Origin of the sequence: Azotobacter chroococcum, from assembly GCF_004339665.1 — a bacterium.
GTDB classification, from domain to species: Bacteria; Pseudomonadota; Gammaproteobacteria; order Pseudomonadales; family Pseudomonadaceae; genus Azotobacter; species Azotobacter chroococcum.
Genome location: NZ_SMMU01000003.1, coordinates 37,011 through 52,641 on the forward strand (window position 1 = coordinate 37,011; position 15,631 = coordinate 52,641).

At 68.8% G+C, this 15,631-nt stretch carries 15 protein-coding genes and 2 tRNA genes; 5 read left to right on the top strand and 12 right to left on the bottom strand.

What is annotated here, in order from left to right:
• Positions 1-28: 28 nt before the first annotated feature.
• From ychF to EV691_RS04185, 9 genes are all read right to left on the bottom strand, one after another.
• Positions 29-1,129 carry a redox-regulated ATPase YchF gene (gene ychF, locus EV691_RS04145; protein ID WP_039802215.1) on the bottom strand — a complete coding sequence of 367 codons (1,101 nt, stop codon included), beginning with the start codon at positions 1,127-1,129 and terminating at the stop codon, positions 29-31.
• 42 nt (positions 1,130-1,171) lie between these two features.
• A complete protein-coding gene (gene pth, locus EV691_RS04150; protein WP_039802217.1) occupies positions 1,172-1,756 on the bottom strand; it encodes an aminoacyl-tRNA hydrolase in 585 nt (194 codons plus the stop codon).
• Positions 1,757-1,784: 28 nt separating this feature from the next.
• Complete coding sequence (locus EV691_RS04155) at positions 1,785-2,381, bottom strand: 50S ribosomal protein L25/general stress protein Ctc (protein WP_039802219.1); 597 nt, start codon at positions 2,379-2,381, stop codon at positions 1,785-1,787.
• Between the two features lie 105 nt (positions 2,382-2,486).
• Complete coding sequence (locus EV691_RS04160; RefSeq protein WP_131299860.1) at positions 2,487-3,428, bottom strand: ribose-phosphate pyrophosphokinase; 942 nt, start codon at positions 3,426-3,428, stop codon at positions 2,487-2,489.
• Positions 3,429-3,525: 97 nt separating this feature from the next.
• Positions 3,526-3,600, bottom strand: a tRNA-Gln gene (locus tag EV691_RS04165).
• A 53-nt stretch (positions 3,601-3,653) separates the two neighbouring features.
• Positions 3,654-3,728 (bottom strand) — tRNA-Gln (locus EV691_RS04170).
• A 21-nt stretch (positions 3,729-3,749) separates the two neighbouring features.
• On the bottom strand, positions 3,750-4,616 hold the full coding sequence (gene ispE / locus EV691_RS04175) for a 4-(cytidine 5'-diphospho)-2-C-methyl-D-erythritol kinase (protein ID WP_131299863.1): 867 nt from the start codon (positions 4,614-4,616) through the stop codon (positions 3,750-3,752).
• A 5-nt stretch (positions 4,617-4,621) separates the two neighbouring features.
• A complete protein-coding gene (lolB, locus tag EV691_RS04180) occupies positions 4,622-5,248 on the bottom strand; it encodes a lipoprotein insertase outer membrane protein LolB (protein WP_131299866.1) in 627 nt (208 codons plus the stop codon).
• Positions 5,249-5,251: 3 nt separating this feature from the next.
• Entirely contained in the window at positions 5,252-6,988 is a 1,737-nt protein-coding gene (locus EV691_RS04185) for a tetratricopeptide repeat protein (RefSeq protein WP_207390234.1), read from the bottom strand.
• Between the two features lie 175 nt (positions 6,989-7,163).
• Here EV691_RS04185 and hemA point away from each other — a divergent pair, with 175 nt between their 5' ends.
• The 5 genes from hemA to murI all read left to right on the top strand — a co-directional run bounded on the left by hemA (position 7,164) and on the right by murI (position 12,100).
• Positions 7,164-8,432 carry a glutamyl-tRNA reductase gene (gene hemA / locus EV691_RS04190; protein ID WP_131299869.1) on the top strand — a complete coding sequence of 423 codons (1,269 nt, stop codon included), beginning with the start codon at positions 7,164-7,166 and terminating at the stop codon, positions 8,430-8,432.
• On the top strand, positions 8,429-9,511 hold the full coding sequence (prfA, locus tag EV691_RS04195; protein WP_131299872.1) for a peptide chain release factor 1: 1,083 nt from the start codon (positions 8,429-8,431) through the stop codon (positions 9,509-9,511). Before hemA ends, prfA begins: the two co-directional genes overlap by 4 nt.
• Before the next feature lie 47 nt (positions 9,512-9,558).
• Positions 9,559-10,389, top strand: a complete 831-nt coding sequence (prmC, locus tag EV691_RS04200; RefSeq protein ID WP_131299875.1) for a peptide chain release factor N(5)-glutamine methyltransferase — start codon at positions 9,559-9,561, stop codon at positions 10,387-10,389.
• A gap of 171 nt (positions 10,390-10,560) precedes the next feature.
• Positions 10,561-11,319 (top strand): molybdopterin-synthase adenylyltransferase MoeB, encoded by a 759-nt coding sequence (locus EV691_RS04205; RefSeq protein ID WP_090900076.1) that lies wholly within the window; start codon positions 10,561-10,563, stop codon positions 11,317-11,319.
• Positions 11,309-12,100 carry a glutamate racemase gene (gene murI / locus EV691_RS04210; RefSeq protein ID WP_131299877.1) on the top strand — a complete coding sequence of 264 codons (792 nt, stop codon included), beginning with the start codon at positions 11,309-11,311 and terminating at the stop codon, positions 12,098-12,100. Before EV691_RS04205 ends, murI begins: the two co-directional genes overlap by 11 nt.
• Positions 12,101-12,106: 6 nt before the next feature.
• Here murI and EV691_RS04215 read toward each other — a convergent pair whose 3' ends face one another.
• From EV691_RS04215 to EV691_RS04225, 3 genes are read right to left on the bottom strand one after another with little or no spacing between them, the layout of a single operon-like run.
• Entirely contained in the window at positions 12,107-13,519 is a 1,413-nt protein-coding gene (locus EV691_RS04215; RefSeq protein ID WP_131299880.1) for a cryptochrome/photolyase family protein, read from the bottom strand.
• Positions 13,507-14,463 (bottom strand): MerR family transcriptional regulator, encoded by a 957-nt coding sequence (locus EV691_RS04220; protein WP_131299883.1) that lies wholly within the window; start codon positions 14,461-14,463, stop codon positions 13,507-13,509. Before EV691_RS04220 ends, EV691_RS04215 begins: the two co-directional genes overlap by 13 nt.
• A gap of 3 nt (positions 14,464-14,466) precedes the next feature.
• Positions 14,467-15,420 (bottom strand): YbgA family protein, encoded by a 954-nt coding sequence (locus EV691_RS04225; RefSeq protein ID WP_131299886.1) that lies wholly within the window; start codon positions 15,418-15,420, stop codon positions 14,467-14,469.
• Positions 15,421-15,631 lie beyond the last annotated feature (211 nt).

Sequence of the window (15,631 nt, forward strand, 5' to 3'; positions counted from 1 at the left end):
TTGGGGCCCTGGCTGAAGCGGGGAGCGATCAGACGTTGAACCGGAAGTGCATCACGTCGCCATCTTTCACGATGTAGTCCTTGCCTTCCAGACGCCACTTGCCGGCTTCCTTGGCGCCGGCTTCGCCCTTGTACTGGATGAAGTCGTCGTAGGCGATGACTTCGGCGCGGATGAAGCCTTTCTCGAAGTCGGTGTGGATCACCGCGGCGGCCTGCGGCGCGGTGGCGCCGATCTTGACGGTCCAGGCGCGCACTTCCTTCACGCCGGCGGTGAAGTAGGTCTGCAGGTTGAGGAGCTGGTAGCCGGCGCGGATCACCCGGTTCAGGCCCGGCTCCTCCATGCCCATGGACTCGAGGAACATCTGCTTTTCCTCGTCGTCGTCGAGTTCGGCGATTTCCGCTTCGATCTTGTTGCACACCGGCACCACGATGGCGCCTTCTTCCTCGGCGATGGCTTTCACCACGTCGAGGTGCGGGTTGTTCTCGAAGCCGTCCTCGGCAACGTTGGCGATGTACATCACCGGCTTGCTGGTGAGCAGATGGAAGCCCTTGATCAGGCGCTTTTCCTCGTCGCCCAGGCTCTTCATCAGCGAGCGGGCCGGCTTGCCGGCGCTGAAGTGGGGAATCAGCTTTTCCAGCAGGGCCTTCTGCGCGAGGGCTTCCTTGTCACCGCCCTTGGCGTTGCGCGCGACCTTCTGCAGCTGCTTCTCGCAGCTGTCGAGGTCGGCGAAGATCAGTTCGAGGTCGATGATCTCGATGTCGCGCCTGGGATCGACGCTGTTGGACACGTGGATCACGTTGTCGTCCTCGAAGCAGCGCACCACGTGGGCGATCGCATCGGTCTCGCGGATGTTGGCGAGGAACTTGTTGCCCAGGCCCTCGCCCTTGGAGGCGCCCGCCACCAGGCCGGCGATGTCGACGAACTCCATGGTGGTCGGCAGCACGCGCTCGGGCTTGACGATCTCGGCCAGGGCATCGAGGCGCGAGTCGGGCATCGGCACGATGCCGCTGTTCGGCTCGATGGTGCAGAACGGGAAGTTCTCGGCGGCGATGCCGGACTTGGTGAGGGCGTTGAACAGGGTGGACTTGCCGACGTTGGGCAGGCCGACGATGCCGCAGTTGAATCCCATGGTGTGTCCCTCGCAGAGCTGAAGTCGGTGGAAAAGGGTGGCTCAGGCTTTCCTGCTGTGCAGCTGCTGCATGGCGCGGGTCCAGTGGCCGTCGAGCATGTCCGGCAGCACGTCGAGGGCGAAGTCGATGCTGGCCTCGAGCTTTTCCTGTTCGCTGCGCGGAGCCCGGCTGAGCACGAAGCCGGAGACGAGAGTCTTGTCGCCGGGGTGGCCGATGCCGAGCCGCAGGCGATGGAAGGAATTCTGGTTGCCGAGCTGGGCGATGATGTCCCTGAGCCCGTTGTGCCCGCCATGGCCGCCACCCTGCTTGAGTCGGGCGGTGCCGGGGGGCATGTCGAGTTCGTCGTGGGCCACCAGGATGGCCGCTGGCGGGATGCGGAAGAAGTTCGCCAGCGCCGCCACGGACTGGCCGCTGCGGTTCATGTAGGTGGTGGGGATGAGCAGACGAACGTCGCGGCCCTGGTGGCTGAACTTGCCGACCAGGCCGAAATACTTCTTGTCGGCGCTGAGGCCGACGCCCTTGGCGGACGCCACGCGCTCGACGAAGAGGGCCCCTGCGTTGTGCCGGGTCTGCTCGTATTCATGGCCGGGATTTCCCAGGCCGACGATCAGTTGCACGGCAGTCATCGCAGGGGCCCTCCTGGACTCCGAGGAATTACTCGGCGCCTTCTTCCTTCACGCGGGAAGCGTGGATGTTGGCCACCGCCAGGTCGTTGCCGTGGGCCAGGGCCACCAGCTCGACGCCGGCCGGAACGCTCAGGTTGGACAGGTGGACGATCTGACCGACTTCGACGTTGGCCAGGTCGACTTCGATGAACTCCGGCAGGTCCTTCGGCAGGCAGGACACTTCCACTTCGGAGATGGTGTGGGAGACTTCGCCACCCTGCTGCTTCACGCCGACCGAGTTCTCGGCGTTGACGAAGTGCAGCGGCACGTGGGCGGTCAGCTTGTGGTCGGCAACCACGCGCAGGAAGTCGGCGTGCATCACGACGGCCTTGGACGGATGGCGCTGCAGGGCCTTGATCAGCACGGTCTCGGTGGTGCCGGCGACGTTCAGGGCGATCACATGGCTGAAGGCGGCCTCGTCTTCGATCAGCTTGGCGATTTCCTTGGCCAGCACGCTGATGGACAGCGGAGCCTTGTCGCCACCGTAGATCACGGCGGGAACCAGGCTGGCGTTACGACGCAGGCGGCGGCTCGCACCTTTCCCCAGGTCGGAACGCACTTCGGCATTCAGGGCAAAATTGGTCATTGCGTTTCTCCAGAATGACAGCATCGCCCGCGATGCTTGCGACCAGCATCCGGGCGATGGCTGAGGGCCCCGCATTTGGCGGGGCGGTGATATCGGCGCCCGCTCCTAGCGGAACATGGCGCTGATGGATTCCTCGTTGCTGATGCGGCGCACTGCTTCGGCTACCACCGGGGCGATGTCCAGCTGGCGGATGCGCGGGCAGGCCTGGGCAGCGGCGGACAGCGGAATGGTGTTGGTCACCACCAGCTCGTCCATCACCGAGCTCTCGAGGTTCTCGATGGCGCGACCGGACAGCACCGGGTGGGTGCAGTAGGCATATACCTTGGCGGCGCCATGTTCCTTGAGGGCCTTGGCCGCGTGGCACAGGGTACCGGCGGTGTCGACCATGTCGTCGACCAAGATGCAGGTACGACCTTCCACATCGCCGATGATGTGCATGACTTCCGACTGGTTGGCCTTCGGCCGGCGCTTGTCGATGATGGCCAGATCCACGCCCAGGGACTTGGCGACGGCGCGCGCGCGCACCACGCCGCCGATGTCCGGAGAGACGATCATCAGGTTCTCGAAGCGCTGCGCCTGGATGTCGTCGACCAGCACCGGCGAGCCGTAGATATTGTCCACCGGGATGTCGAAGAAGCCCTGGATCTGGTCGGCGTGCAGATCGACGGTGAGCACGCGGTTGACGCCGACCACGTCGAGCATGTCGGCCACCACCTTGGCGCTGATCGCCACGCGGGCGGAGCGCGGGCGGCGGTCCTGGCGGGCATAGCCGAAGTAGGGGACGACCGCGGTGATTCGCGAGGCCGAGGAGCGGCGGAAGGCGTCGGCCATCACCACCAGTTCCATGAGGTTGTCGTTGGTCGGCGCGCAAGTCGGTTGAATCAGGAAGACGTCCTTGCCGCGGACGTTCTCGTTGATTTCAACGCTGATTTCGCCATCGGAGAACTTGCCTACGGAGGCATCGCCGAGGGGAATATGCAGCTGACGTACGACGCGACGCGCCAGATCGGGGTTGGCATTCCCCGTGAAGACCATCATCTTGGACACGCGCAGTACCTGCCGGCTGAGGGTGGACCTGATGAAATTAAAAAGCTGCTCAAAAAGGCGGCGTGATTGCGGCATTTTTGAACAGCTTCCTGAAATATGGCAGGGGCGGCTGGATTCGAACCAACGCATGGCAGGATCAAAACCTGCTGCCTTACCGCTTGGCGACGCCCCTGTGGCGTTACATCCTTGAATGCCCGGCGATGCATGCGAACTCCGGGTGGGAGATGGCAGGGGCGGCTGGATTCGAACCAACGCATGGCAGGATCAAAACCTGCTGCCTTACCGCTTGGCGACGCCCCTGTAGCGCACAATCATCGAATGCTAGGCATTCACTCCCTGCACCAGCGCTTCTAGCCTGCGATGCAACATGGAAATGTTGCGACCTTGGGCGACGAAACCCGGCATGGTCACTGGAAGTTGGCGGGCGACTTTATCAGCATCGTCCCGGTTTGGGAAGCTCCCAAACACGCAAGCTCCAGTCCCGGTCATTCTGGTCGGGACGAATTTGTTCAGCCAGTTCAAAGCGTTACGGACTTCCGGATAGCGCTTTTCGACGACTGGCTGGCAGTCGTTATGACCATCCCCAGCAAGGAGGCTGCGAACTGTAATGGCCGGTGTGTTGCGTGTCAACTCCGGGTCGGAAAAAATTTCTGCTGTGCTGACAGTGACTTGCGGTGCCACGACGAGGAACCAGGGCTCTTCCAGTTCGACCGGTTGCAGGCGTTCGCCGACGCCCTCGGCGAAGGCGGCGCGGCCGCGCACGAAGACCGGCACGTCGGCGCCCAGGGCCAGGCCCAGTTCGGCCAGGCGCTCCTCGCCCCAGCCCAACTGCCAGAGGTGGTCGAGGGCGAGCAGGGTGGTCGCCGCGTCGGAGCTGCCGCCACCGATGCCGCCGCCCATCGGCAGGCGCTTGTCCAGCCAGATGTCGGCGCCCAGCCGGCAGCCGCTTTGCCGCTGCAGCTGGCGGGCGGCGCGGACGATCAGGTTGCTGTCGTGGGGGACTCCGGGAATCTCCGTGTGCAGACGGATCATGCCGTCCTCGCGCACGGCGAAGCCAAGCTCGTCGCCATGGTCGAGGAACTGGAACAGGGTCTGCAGCTCGTGGTAGCCGTCGGCGCGGCGGCCGAGGATGTGCAGCATCAGGTTGAGCTTGGCCGGTGCCGGCAGGATCAGTGGTGCATGCTGCATGGCGTTCAGAGTCCCAGACGGCGCGGTTGCCAGTCCTTGATCACCAGGGTGATGACCAGGTCCTGGCCGTACAGCTTCAGGCGCTCGGGCAGCCAGAAGCCGTTCTGCTCGGCGTAGCGCTGATATTCGACCTGCCAGCCGTCCTGGCGCAGGCGGGCCAGATGGCTGTCGCCGTCGAGGGTGAGCTGGCTGCGGCTGCCGGGAGCCGGCAGGCCGCGCACCCACCACAGCAGGTGGGAGACCGGCAGGCGCCAGCCGAGCTGCTGCTCGAGCAGGGCTTCCGGCGATTCGGCCTGGTAGCGTCCCTGGCCGGCGACCTCCAGTTCGATGCCGCCGGGGCGCCCGGTCAGCCGCGCCGCACCGCGGCCGAGCGGACCGGACAGGCGGATGTCGTAGTAGTCCTGGCGCTGCAGCCAGAACAGGGTGCCGCTGCCGGACTCGCGGGGCGCCTGGATGCCGACCTTGCCGCTGATCTGCCAGGCGTCGAGGGCGCCGATCTCGCGCTTGTGCGCCCGCCAGCGTTCGGGATCGCCCTGGCCCTCGAGGGCTTCCCGGGAGGTCAGGCCGGCGCAGCCGGCGAGCAGGGCGAGCAGGGCGAAGAGCAGGCCGTGGCGGAGAAGGGGGGTGGGCATGGCTCAGAAGGTCTCGGATCCGGTCAGGCGCAGCAGCGTGCTGCGCAGGATGGCGCTGTCGGGCTGCTCCTCGAGGGCCCTGGCCCAGACCTTGCGGGCCTCGCGCTGCTTGCCGCGGGCCCAGAGCACTTCGCCCAGGTGGGCGGCGATCTCGTGGTCGGAGATGCGTTCGGCGGCCTGGCGCAGCAGGCGCTCGGCCTCGGCCAGTTGGCCCAGGCGGTAATGCACCCAGCCGAGGCTGTCGAGAATCGCCGGGTCGTCCGGGTTCAGCCGGTGGGCCTGCTCGATCAGCGCCTTGGCCTCGGCGTAGCGGGTGGTGCGGTCGGCCAGGGTATAGCCGAGGGCGTTCAGGGCCATGGCGTTATCCGGTTCGCGCGCGATGATGATGCGCAGGTCGCGCTCCAGCTGGGCCAGGTCGCCACGCTTCTCGGCCAGCATGGCGCGGGTGTAGAGCAGGTTGAGGTCGTCCGGGAACTGCTTCAAGGCACGGTCGATGACCTGCCAGGCCTCCTCGAGACGATCGCGGTTGGTCAGCGCCTCGGCCTCGATCAGGTAGAGCTGCAGGGCGTAGTCCGGCTGGTTGTCGCGGGAGCGCGCCAGACGCGCCGAGGCTTCCTCGGGGCGGCCGCGCTCGAAGAGAATCTCGGTCTGGCGCAACTGCGCCGGCAGGTAGTGGTTGCCGGGGCTGACCAGGGCGTATTCGATCAGCGCGCTTTCCGGGTCCTCGCGCTCCTCGTAGACGCGACCCAGCTGATAGTGCGCGGCATCCACGTAGCTGCCGCGCTCGATCAGCTCCTCCAGGTAGACCTCCGCCTCGTCCCAGGCCTGGGCCTCCAGACAGACCAGCGCCATGGACAGGCGCAGGTCGTCGTCCTCGGGGAACTGCTCGACCAGGGTGGCGAACTCGTCCTTGGCATCGTCGAGGCGGTCCTGCTCGACCAGCAGGCGGGCGTAGGTCAGGCGCAGGCGCTTGTCGTCGGGGTGCTGGCGCATGCCCTTCTTCAGCAGGGCGGTGGCCTCGTCGCTGCGCTCCAGGCCCTGCAGCAGGCGCACGCGCAGCAGCAGCGGGGCGATTTCCTGCTCGCTCGCCGGGTGCTCCTCGAGCAGCTCGAGGGCCTCTTCCGGGCGATTATCCTGCTGCAGCAGCAGCGCCTTGCCGAACAGCAGCTGGCCGTTCTCCGGCGACTTGGCGAGCAGCCGGTCGAAGCTCTGCAGCAGCCCGGCGCGGGTTTCCGGGTCGCTCTCCGCGGCGGCCAGGGCGAGGAAGTCGAAATGGGTATCGCCCTGGGCCTGCAGGACCTTCTCCATGTAGCGCATGGACTCGTCGTAGCGGCCGTTGCGCGCCAGCTGGATGGCGGCGGCGCGCTGCGCGTCGAGGTTGGCCGGGGCGTTGTCCGCCCAGATCAGCACGCTGTCCAGGGCGCTCTGGTCGGCGCCGAGGTATTCGGCGATGCGGAAGGCCCGTTCGGCGATGCCGGGGTCCTGGGTGGTCTGGGCCTGTGCGGCGTAGTTTTCCAGGGCGATGTCGAAGCGGTTGCGCTGCCCGGCCAGTTCGCCGACCAGCAGGCTGTAGAGGGTGTCTTCGCGGAATGAGCCGACCGGCTGCGGCGGCGGTGGGCTGGCCGGGGCGGGCGACGGTGCGAGCGCCTCTTTCGCCGGCGGTCTGCTACCCGGCTGGGAGAGGCTTTGACAGCCGCCGAGAAACATCATGACGGCCAGCGAGGCGAAGATTTTATTCATAGGGAGGGGAAAGCGATGGTTGCACCGGAAAAGTGGGAGGCATCATGACACAAGCCGCCGGTCAAGCCCATGGCTACGGGGGCCGGCGGGGCGCAGGACAGGCGGGCGGAGGTTGTTCTCCATCTGACGAAGTAGGACAATCGCGTGCTTTCCCTGTTCGGATCTGCGCACCTGAATGGCATTCATCGCCCTCGGTATCAACCACAAGACCGCCTCGGTGGATGTCCGCGAGCGCGTGGCGTTCACTCCCGCGCAGCTTGCCGAAGCACTGCAGCAGCTCTGCCGGCATACCGACAGCCGCGAGGCGGCGATCCTCTCTACCTGCAACCGCAGCGAACTCTACCTGGAGCAGGATAGCCCGGGGGTCGATACGGTGCTGCAATGGCTGGCCGATTACCACCGGCTGAGCCTGGACGAGTTGCGCGCCTGCGCCTACGTGCATCAGGACGAATCCGCGGTGCGCCACATGATGCGCGTCGCCTCCGGGCTCGACTCCCTGGTGCTCGGCGAGCCGCAGATCCTCGGCCAGATGAAGACCGCCTATGCCGTGGCGCGCGAGGCCGGCACCGTCGGCCCGTTGCTCGGTCGGCTGTTCCAGGCCACCTTCAGCACCGCCAAGGCGGTGCGCACCGACACCGCCATCGGCGAGAATCCGGTGTCGGTGGCCTTCGCCGCGGTCAGCCTGGCCAAGCAGATCTTCAGCGACCTGCAGCGCAGCCAGGCGCTGCTGATCGGCGCCGGCGAAACCATCACCCTGGTCGCCCGCCACCTGCACGAACAGGGCGTCAAGCGCATCGTCGTCGCCAACCGCACCCTGGAGCGCGGCCGGCTCCTGGCCGAACAGGTCGGTGGTCAGGCGATCATGCTCGCCGACATCGGCCAGGAGTTGGCCAACAGCGATATCGTCATCAGCTCCACCGCCAGCCAGTTGCCGATCCTCGGCAAGGGTGCGGTCGAGCGCGCCCTGAAGCAGCGCAAGCACAAGCCGATGTTCATGGTCGACATCGCCGTGCCGCGCGACATCGAGCCGGAAGTGGGCGAGCTGGACGACATCTACCTGTACAGCGTCGACGACCTCCACGAGGTCATCGAGGAAAACCTGAGGAGCCGCCAGGGCGCGGCGCAGGCGGCGGAGGAGCTGGTCGCCGCCGGCGCCGACGACTTCATGCTGCGCCTGCGCGAGCTGGCCGCGGTGGACGTGCTCAAGGCCTACCGCCAGCAGGCCGAGCGCCTGCGCGACGAGGAGCTGGCCAAGGCCCAGCGCCTGCTGGCCAATGGTTCCGATCCGCTGGAGGTGGCTGTCGCCCTGGCGCGCGGGCTGACCAACAAGCTGCTGCATGCGCCCAGCGTGCAGCTGAAGAAACTCTCCGCCGACGGCCGCCTCGATGCGCTGGCCGTGGCCCAGGAACTCTTTGCCCTCGACGAGGGTGAGTCGAAACGATGAAAGCTTCCCTGCTGAACAAACTGGACCTGCTGCACGACCGCTACGAGGAACTCACCGCGCTGCTCGGCGACGCCGAGGTGATCGCCGAACAGACCCGGTTCCGCGCCTACTCCAAGGAGTACGCCGAGGTCGAGCCGGTGGTCGCCGCCTACCGCGAATTCCGCAAGGTGCAGGACGACCTGGCGGGCGCCCAGGCGCTGCTCAAGGACAGCGATCCGGACCTGCGCGAGATGGCCGCCGAGGAGGTGGCCGAGGCCCGCGAGCGGCTGGTCGGCCTGGAGGACCGCCTGCAGCGCATGCTGCTGCCCAGGGACCCCAACGACGGGCGCAACGTGTTCCTGGAAATCCGCGCCGGCACCGGCGGCGACGAGGCGGCGATCTTCGCCGGCGACCTGTTCCGCATGTACTCGCGCTACGCCGAGAAGCAGGGCTGGCGGATCGAGATCCTCTCCGAGAACCCCGGCGAGCACGGCGGCTACAAGGAGATCATCACCCGCGTCGAGGGCGACCACGTCTACGGCAAGCTGAAGTTCGAGTCCGGCGCCCACCGCGTGCAGCGCGTGCCGGAAACCGAGTCGCAGGGCCGCATCCACACCTCGGCCTGCACCGTCGCGGTGCTGCCGGAGCCGGACGAGCAGGCGGCGATCGAGATCAACCCGGCCGAGCTGCGCGTCGACACCTACCGCTCCTCGGGCGCCGGCGGCCAGCACGTCAACAAGACCGACTCGGCGATCCGCATCACCCACCTGCCCACCGGCATCGTCGTCGAATGCCAGGAGGAGCGCTCGCAGCACAAGAACCGCGCCAAGGCCATGGCCTGGCTGGCGGCCAAGCTGCAGGACCGCCAGGACGCCGCCGCGCACAAGGAAATCTCCGAGACGCGCAAGCTGCTGGTCGGTTCGGGCGACCGCTCCGAGCGCATCCGCACCTACAACTTTCCCCAGGGGCGGGTCACCGACCACCGCATCAACCTGACCCTCTACGCCCTCGACGAGGTCATGGCCGGCGGGGTGGACGCAGTGATCGAGCCCCTGCTCAGCGAATACCAGGCCGACCAGCTGGCCGCCCTGGGCGATTGATGCGTAGGGCGGGTTTCACCCCCCTACGACGCCTACGGAATCGACGCATGCCGACCATCGAGAACCTGCTGAACAGCGCCGAGTTGCCCGACTCGCCGAGCCCGCGGCTGGATGCCGAGTGGCTGCTCGCCGCGGCGCTGGGCAAGCCGGCCAGCTACCTGCGCACCTGGCCCGAGCGCGAAGTGCCGGCGGAGGTGGCCGCACGTTTCGCCGCCGACCTGGCGCGCCGCCGGGCCGGCGAGCCGGTGGCCTACATCCTCGGCCGGCAGGGCTTCTGGAGCCTCGATCTGGAGGTGGCGCCAGCGACCCTGATTCCCCGCCCGGACACCGAGCTGCTGGTGGAGACCGCGCTGGAGCTGCTGCCGGCGAGCGATGCCGCGGTGCTCGACCTCGGCACCGGCACGGGCGCCATCGCCCTGGCGCTGGCCGCGGAGCGCCCGGCCTGGCGGCTGACCGGCGTCGACCGGGTCGCGGAGGCGGTCGAACTGGCCGAGCGCAACCGCCGGCGGCTGGGGCTGGGCAACGCCGCGTTCCTGCAGAGCGACTGGTTTTCCGCGCTGGACGGCCGGCGTTTCGAGCTGATCGCCAGCAATCCGCCGTACATCGCCGCCGACGATCCGCATCTGGTGCTGGGCGACCTGCGCTTCGAGCCAGCCAGCGCGCTGGTGGCCGGCGCCGACGGGCTGGACGACATCCGCCGGATCGTCGCCGCGGCGCCCGACCATCTCGCCGACGGCGGTTGGCTGCTGCTCGAGCACGGCTTCGAGCAGGCCGGCGCGGTGCGCGCGCTGCTGGCGGCCGGCGGTTTCAGCGAGGTGCACAGCCGCCGCGACCTCGGCGGCCACGAGCGCATCAGCCTGGGACGGCTGCCTGCATGAGTTCGGGGCGAGGGCTGTCACCCTGCTGCACGGCTCTTGTAGGGGGGGAAACGGCCGCAGGCCTTTCCCGCCAGTGGCATGGCAAGGTGGAAAATCGCTGCGCGAGTTTTCCACCTTGCGCTTGCCGGCGCGACCATTCGAATCCATCCCCTTTCTTGCTAGGACATCCCCATGCTCAGTGATCAAGAACTGCTGCGCTACAGCCGCCAGATCCTCCTGCCGCAGATCGACGTGGACGGCCAACTGCGCCTGAAGCAGAGCCGCGCGCTGATCGTCGGCCTCGGCGGGCTGGGCTCGCCGGTGGCGCTCTACCTGGCGGCGGCGGGGGTCGGCGCGCTGCATCTGGCGGACTTCGACAGCGTGGACCTGACCAACCTGCAGCGGCAGGTCCTGCACGACACGCCGAGCGTCGGCCAGTCCAAGGTGGATTCGGCGCTGGCCCGGCTGGCGGCGCTCAACCCCGAGGTCGCCCTGCGCCCGCTGCGCGGCGCCCTGGACGCCGACTCGCTGGCCGCGGCGGTGGCGGCGGTGGACCTGGTGCTCGACTGCAGCGACAACTTCGCCACCCGCGAGGCGGTCAACGCCGCCTGCGTGGCCGCCGGCAAGCCCTTGGTCAGCGGCGCGGCGATCCGCCTGGAAGGCCAGCTCTCGGTGTTCGACCCGCGGAGCGAGGACAGTCCCTGCTACCACTGCCTCTACGGCCACGGCAGCGAGGCCGAGCTGACCTGCAGCGAGGCCGGTGTGGTCGGCCCGCTGGTCGGTCTGGTCGGCAGCCTGCAGGCGCTGGAGGCGCTCAAGTTGCTGGCCGGCTTCGGCGAGCCGCTGGTCGGCCGCCTGCTGCTGGTCGATGCGCTGACCAGCCGCTTCCGCGAGCTGCGCGTGCGGCGCGATCCGCAGTGCCCGGTCTGTGGAGCGCGGCATGGCCAGTGAGGCGCCGGTCGGCGTCTTCGACTCCGGGGTCGGCGGCCTGTCGGTGCTGGGCGAGATCCGCGCCCGGCTGCCCCGGGAATCGCTGTTCTACGTCGCCGACAGCGGCCATGTGCCCTACGGCGAGAAGAGTCCCGAGTACATCCGCGAGCGCTGCCGGGCGATCGCCGCCTTCCTCCTCGAACGGGGCGCCAAGGCACTGGTGCTGGCCTGCAACACCGCCACCGCGGCGGCGGTGGCCGAATTGCGCGAGCTGTATCCCGAGCTGCCGGTGGTCGGTATGGAGCCGGCGGTGAAGCCGGCGGCGGCGGCCACCCGCAGTGGCCAGGTCGGTGTGCTGGCGACCACCGGGACGCTTAAGAGCGCCCGCTTCGCCGCGCTGCTCGACCGCTTCGCTGGCGACGTGCGGGTGATCACCCAGCCCTGTCCCGGCCTGGTGGAGCGGATCGAGGCCGGCGAGCTGGACGGGCCGCAGACCCGTGAACTGCTGCAGGGCTTCGTCGCGCCGCTGCTGGCCGAGGGCTGCGACACCCTGATCCTCGGCTGCACCCATTACCCCTTCGTCAGGCCGCTGCTCAGGGAGCTGGTGCCGGAGTCGGTCAGCCTGATCGACACCGGCGCCGCGGTGGCCCGCCAGCTCGAGCGCCTGCTTGAGGCCTGCGATCTGCTGGCCGCCGGGCCGGCCACGGCGCGTTTCTGGTCGAGCGGCGATCCGGCCGGACTGGCGCGGGTGCTGCCGCGGCTGTGGGGCGAGGCCGCGACGGTCGAGGCGCTGTCCTGCTGAATCGGCTCAGCCGCGGCGGGGCAGGGCCTTGAAGGCGGCCAGGGCGCGTGCGCGGCTAAAGGGCAGCTCGACGATCGGCGGCGGATAGCCGGCGGGGCGGAACAATCCGGCCGACGCGTGGATGTCGCGCTTGTCCAGACCCTCCAGCTCCGGCAGCCACTGGCGGATGAAGCGCCCGCCCGGGTCGAATTTGCGCGACTGGGCGAGCGGGTTGAACAGGCGGAAGTAGGGCACCGCATCGGTGCCGGTGGAGGCGCTCCACTGCCAGCCGCCGTTGTTGGCGGCGAGGTCGCCGTCGATCAGGTGGCGCATGAACCAGCGCTCGCCGTGCCGCCAGTCGATCAGCAGGTTCTTGCTCAGGAACATGGCGACCACCATGCGCAGGCGGTTGTGCATCCAGCCGCTGGCGAGCAGCTGGCGCATCGCCGCATCGACCAGCGGAAAGCCGGTGCGCCCCTGCTGCCAGGCCGCCAGTTCCGCCGGGGCATCGCGCCAGGGCAGGGCCTCGGTTTCCGCGAGGAAGGCGCGGTCCATCGACACCCGCGGATAGCCGACCAGCACATGCTTGTAGAACTCGCGCCAGAGCAGCTCGTCGAGCCAGGCGGAGACGCCCGGGCGGTCGAAGTCGCCGCCACCGGCCTGCAATGCTGCGTGCAGGCACTGGCGCGGCGACAGCACGCCGGCGGCGAGGTAGGGCGACAGCCGGCTGGTGCCGGGCTCGGCGGGAAAGTCGCGGGCTTCGGCGTAGGCGGCGAGGCGGTTCTCGACGAATTCGTGCAGGCGCCGCTGCGCGGCTGTCTCGCCAGCCGGCCAGAGCCGGCGCAGGGATTCCGGCGGCGTGGCGAAGCCTTCCGCCGCAACGGGAATGGCATCGCCGGCGATGCCCGGCGGCGGCTGCGCGGCGGGCAGACCGGCGACTGCAGGGAGGTTGCCGGCCAGGCGCTGGTGGCAGGCCCGGCGGAACTGGCCGAACACCTGGAAGCAGCCGCCGGCGCGGGTCAGCAGGCTGCCCGGGGCGAACAGCAACTGATCGAGGTGCCGCTGCAGACCGATGCCCTGCGCCTTCAGCTCGGCCTCCACCGCCGCGTCGCGGCGGCTTTCGTGAACCCCGTAATCGTCGTTGACGTGCACCTGGACGATGTCCTGTTCGCGGCACAGGCGGGCGAGGGCGGCAGGCGCCTCGTCCCAGCGCTCGACCTGACGGATCAGCAGCGGCACGCCCAGGCGCGCCAGGCTGTGCGACAGCTCGGCCAGGTTGCGCAGCCAGAAGTCGACCTTGCATGCGGCATCGTCGTGAGCGCGCCACTGGCCGGGGCTGGGCAGGTAGAGGGCGAGGGTCGGTCCGGCGGCCATCGCGGCGCCCAGGGCGCGGTTGTCGTGGACACGCAGATCGCTGCGCAGCCAGATCAGCTGACGCATGGCGGCTCTTCGGGGGCGCGCGCGGGCAGGTTCTGCAGGGCCTGCAGCGCGGCAGGCGGATCTTCGGCCAGCAGCAGGCCGGGCAGTGAGGCGAGCGCTTCCCGCTGGATGGCCGCTGCCGGGCCGGCCAGCAGTGGTGGCAGTGTGCTGCCATTGGTCAGGTGTCCCAGCTGGCGCAGCTGCGCCGCGGTCAGCGGCTGGGCGGCATGGAGCAGCAGGGCGCGCGGCGCGAGGCGTGGCAGCGCCAGTTCCAGTTCGGTAAGGGATACGGGGCCGTCGAGCACTTCCAGCGGGCTGCCGGTCGCCGTGGCGAGCCAGGCGCAGAGCCACAGACCGGGCTCGAGCGGCGGCCCGCCGAGTCCGGCCAGCAGCAGCGGCGCGCCGCCGCTCTGGCGGTTGTGCTGCTGTACCCGGGCACCGAGCCGGCTGCGTAGCCAGGACAGGAAGAACGCGCGCTCCAGCCCGGCGCCGGCCCGTTCGCGCCGCTCCAGCTCGGCGAGCAGCGGCTGGAGCAGGCGCGCGCAGAGCAGGGGTGTCGGGTAGAGCGCGCCGGCCTGGTCGAACAGGCTATCGAGACGGCGGCTGGCCAGCGCCTCGGTGGCGGCGAGCAGTTCCCCCTGCAAGACCTGCCAGGGGCTGTCGGGGGCCGCTTCGGCCTCGCTCGGCGGCTCACGGTCGAGCAGATCGCGGACCTGGCCGACGGCCACGCCGCGGTTCAGCCAGGCGAGCACCGCATGGATGCGCGCCACGTGGGCCTCGTTGTACAGGCGGTGCCCCTTGGGCGTACGGCGCGGCAGGATCAGGCCGTAGCGGCGCTCCCAGGCGCGCAGGGTGACCGGGTTGACCCCGGTCTGCCGGGCGACCTCGCGGATCGGCAGCCAGCCGGGCTCGGGGGATACTTCAGGCTCGTCGAGCGGCGAGGCGGGCAGTTGTTTTTCGGACATCGTTCAAATCGCGTTGCGCAGGCCGAGTTCTTCAGGGTGCGGCTGCAGGTAGACCTGTCGGGCCACGTAGGGGTGGGGATGACGGCGGAAATGGTGCTTGAGCAGGGTCAGGGGCACCACCAGCGGCAGCATGCCGAGACGGTATTGCTCGATCAGCTGCTGGAGCTCCGCGCGTTCGTCCGGCTCCAGGGCCGGCCGAAGGTAGCCGCACAGGTGCTGCAGCACGTTGCCGTGACTGCCGCGGCTGGCGCACTGGCGCAGCGCCATCATCAGCTGGGCGAAGTAGCGCGGGCCGAGTTCCTCCGGCGCATGCCGGCCGACCTCGCCGAGCAGCCGGCCGAGCGCCCGGTACTGTTGCGGATGGCTGGCCATCAGCAGGTATTTGTGGCGGGCATGGAAGTCGAGGAGCGCCTGGCGGCTTAGGCCCTCGCCCAGCAGGCGTCGCCAGTCGGCATGCACGAACACCCGGGTGACGAAGTTCTCGCGCAGCACCGGGTCGTGCAGGCGGCCGTCCTCCTCCACCGGCAGTTCCGGACGGCGTGCGCAGAAGGCGGCGGCGAACAGGCCGCGGCCGCCGCCCTCGGCCGGGTGGCCGTTGGCCTGGTAGACCTTGACCCGCTCCAGGCCGCAGGACGGCGATTTCTGCATGAAGATGAAGCCGTCGATGTCGTCCAGCTCGCCGGCCATGCGCTCGCCGTAGGCACTGAGCGGCGCGCTGACGTCGAGCCCGGCATCGCGCGTGCCGACCGCCCGCGGACGGGCCGGATCGCCCACCAGGCGGATCGGCTGGCGCGGCGCGCCGAGGCCGATGGCCATTTCCGGGCAGAGCGGCACGAAGTCGAAGTGGCTGGCGAGCACGCGGCTGCACAACGGCGACTCCTTGTGGCCGGCATTGAAGCGCACCCGCTCGCCGAGCAGGCAGGCGCTGATGGCGATCTTCGGTCTAGCGGTGGACATGGGCGACCTCGCAAATAGCTGTACATGGTCTTTTACTTGTATAAGTATGCGCCCAGCCTAGGAGCATTCCTATACATGATCAACTGTTTGTATAGCTTTCGGCCGCTGGCGCCGGGAAGGGGCGAGACATGGAGATGGCATGGCTGCGCGGCAGTCGGGCGGCTGGGCTGGCATCGGTGACGGCCGCCTTGCGGTGGCCGTCGGGCAGGTG

Bases quoted from the DNA above. Each gene is read 5' to 3' on its own strand.
- ychF (WP_039802215.1), bottom strand. From the start codon at position 1,129: ATGGGATTCAACTGCGGCATCGTCGGCCTGCCCAACGTCGGCAAGTCC.
- pth (WP_039802217.1), bottom strand. From the start codon at position 1,756: ATGACTGCCGTGCAACTGATCGTCGGCCTGGGAAATCCCGGCCATGAA.
- EV691_RS04155 (WP_039802219.1), bottom strand. From the start codon at position 2,381: ATGACCAATTTTGCCCTGAATGCCGAAGTGCGTTCCGACCTGGGGAAA.
- ispE (WP_131299863.1), bottom strand. From the start codon at position 4,616: ATGCAGCATGCACCACTGATCCTGCCGGCACCGGCCAAGCTCAACCTG.
- lolB (WP_131299866.1), bottom strand. From the start codon at position 5,248: ATGCCCACCCCCCTTCTCCGCCACGGCCTGCTCTTCGCCCTGCTCGCC.
- EV691_RS04185 (WP_207390234.1), bottom strand. From the start codon at position 6,988: ATGAATAAAATCTTCGCCTCGCTGGCCGTCATGATGTTTCTCGGCGGC.
- hemA (WP_131299869.1), top strand. From the start codon at position 7,164: ATGGCATTCATCGCCCTCGGTATCAACCACAAGACCGCCTCGGTGGAT.
- prfA (WP_131299872.1), top strand. From the start codon at position 8,429: ATGAAAGCTTCCCTGCTGAACAAACTGGACCTGCTGCACGACCGCTAC.
- prmC (WP_131299875.1), top strand. From the start codon at position 9,559: ATGCCGACCATCGAGAACCTGCTGAACAGCGCCGAGTTGCCCGACTCG.
- EV691_RS04205 (WP_090900076.1), top strand. From the start codon at position 10,561: ATGCTCAGTGATCAAGAACTGCTGCGCTACAGCCGCCAGATCCTCCTG.
- murI (WP_131299877.1), top strand. From the start codon at position 11,309: ATGGCCAGTGAGGCGCCGGTCGGCGTCTTCGACTCCGGGGTCGGCGGC.
- EV691_RS04215 (WP_131299880.1), bottom strand. From the start codon at position 13,519: ATGCGTCAGCTGATCTGGCTGCGCAGCGATCTGCGTGTCCACGACAAC.
- EV691_RS04220 (WP_131299883.1), bottom strand. From the start codon at position 14,463: ATGTCCGAAAAACAACTGCCCGCCTCGCCGCTCGACGAGCCTGAAGTA.
- EV691_RS04225 (WP_131299886.1), bottom strand. From the start codon at position 15,420: ATGTCCACCGCTAGACCGAAGATCGCCATCAGCGCCTGCCTGCTCGGC.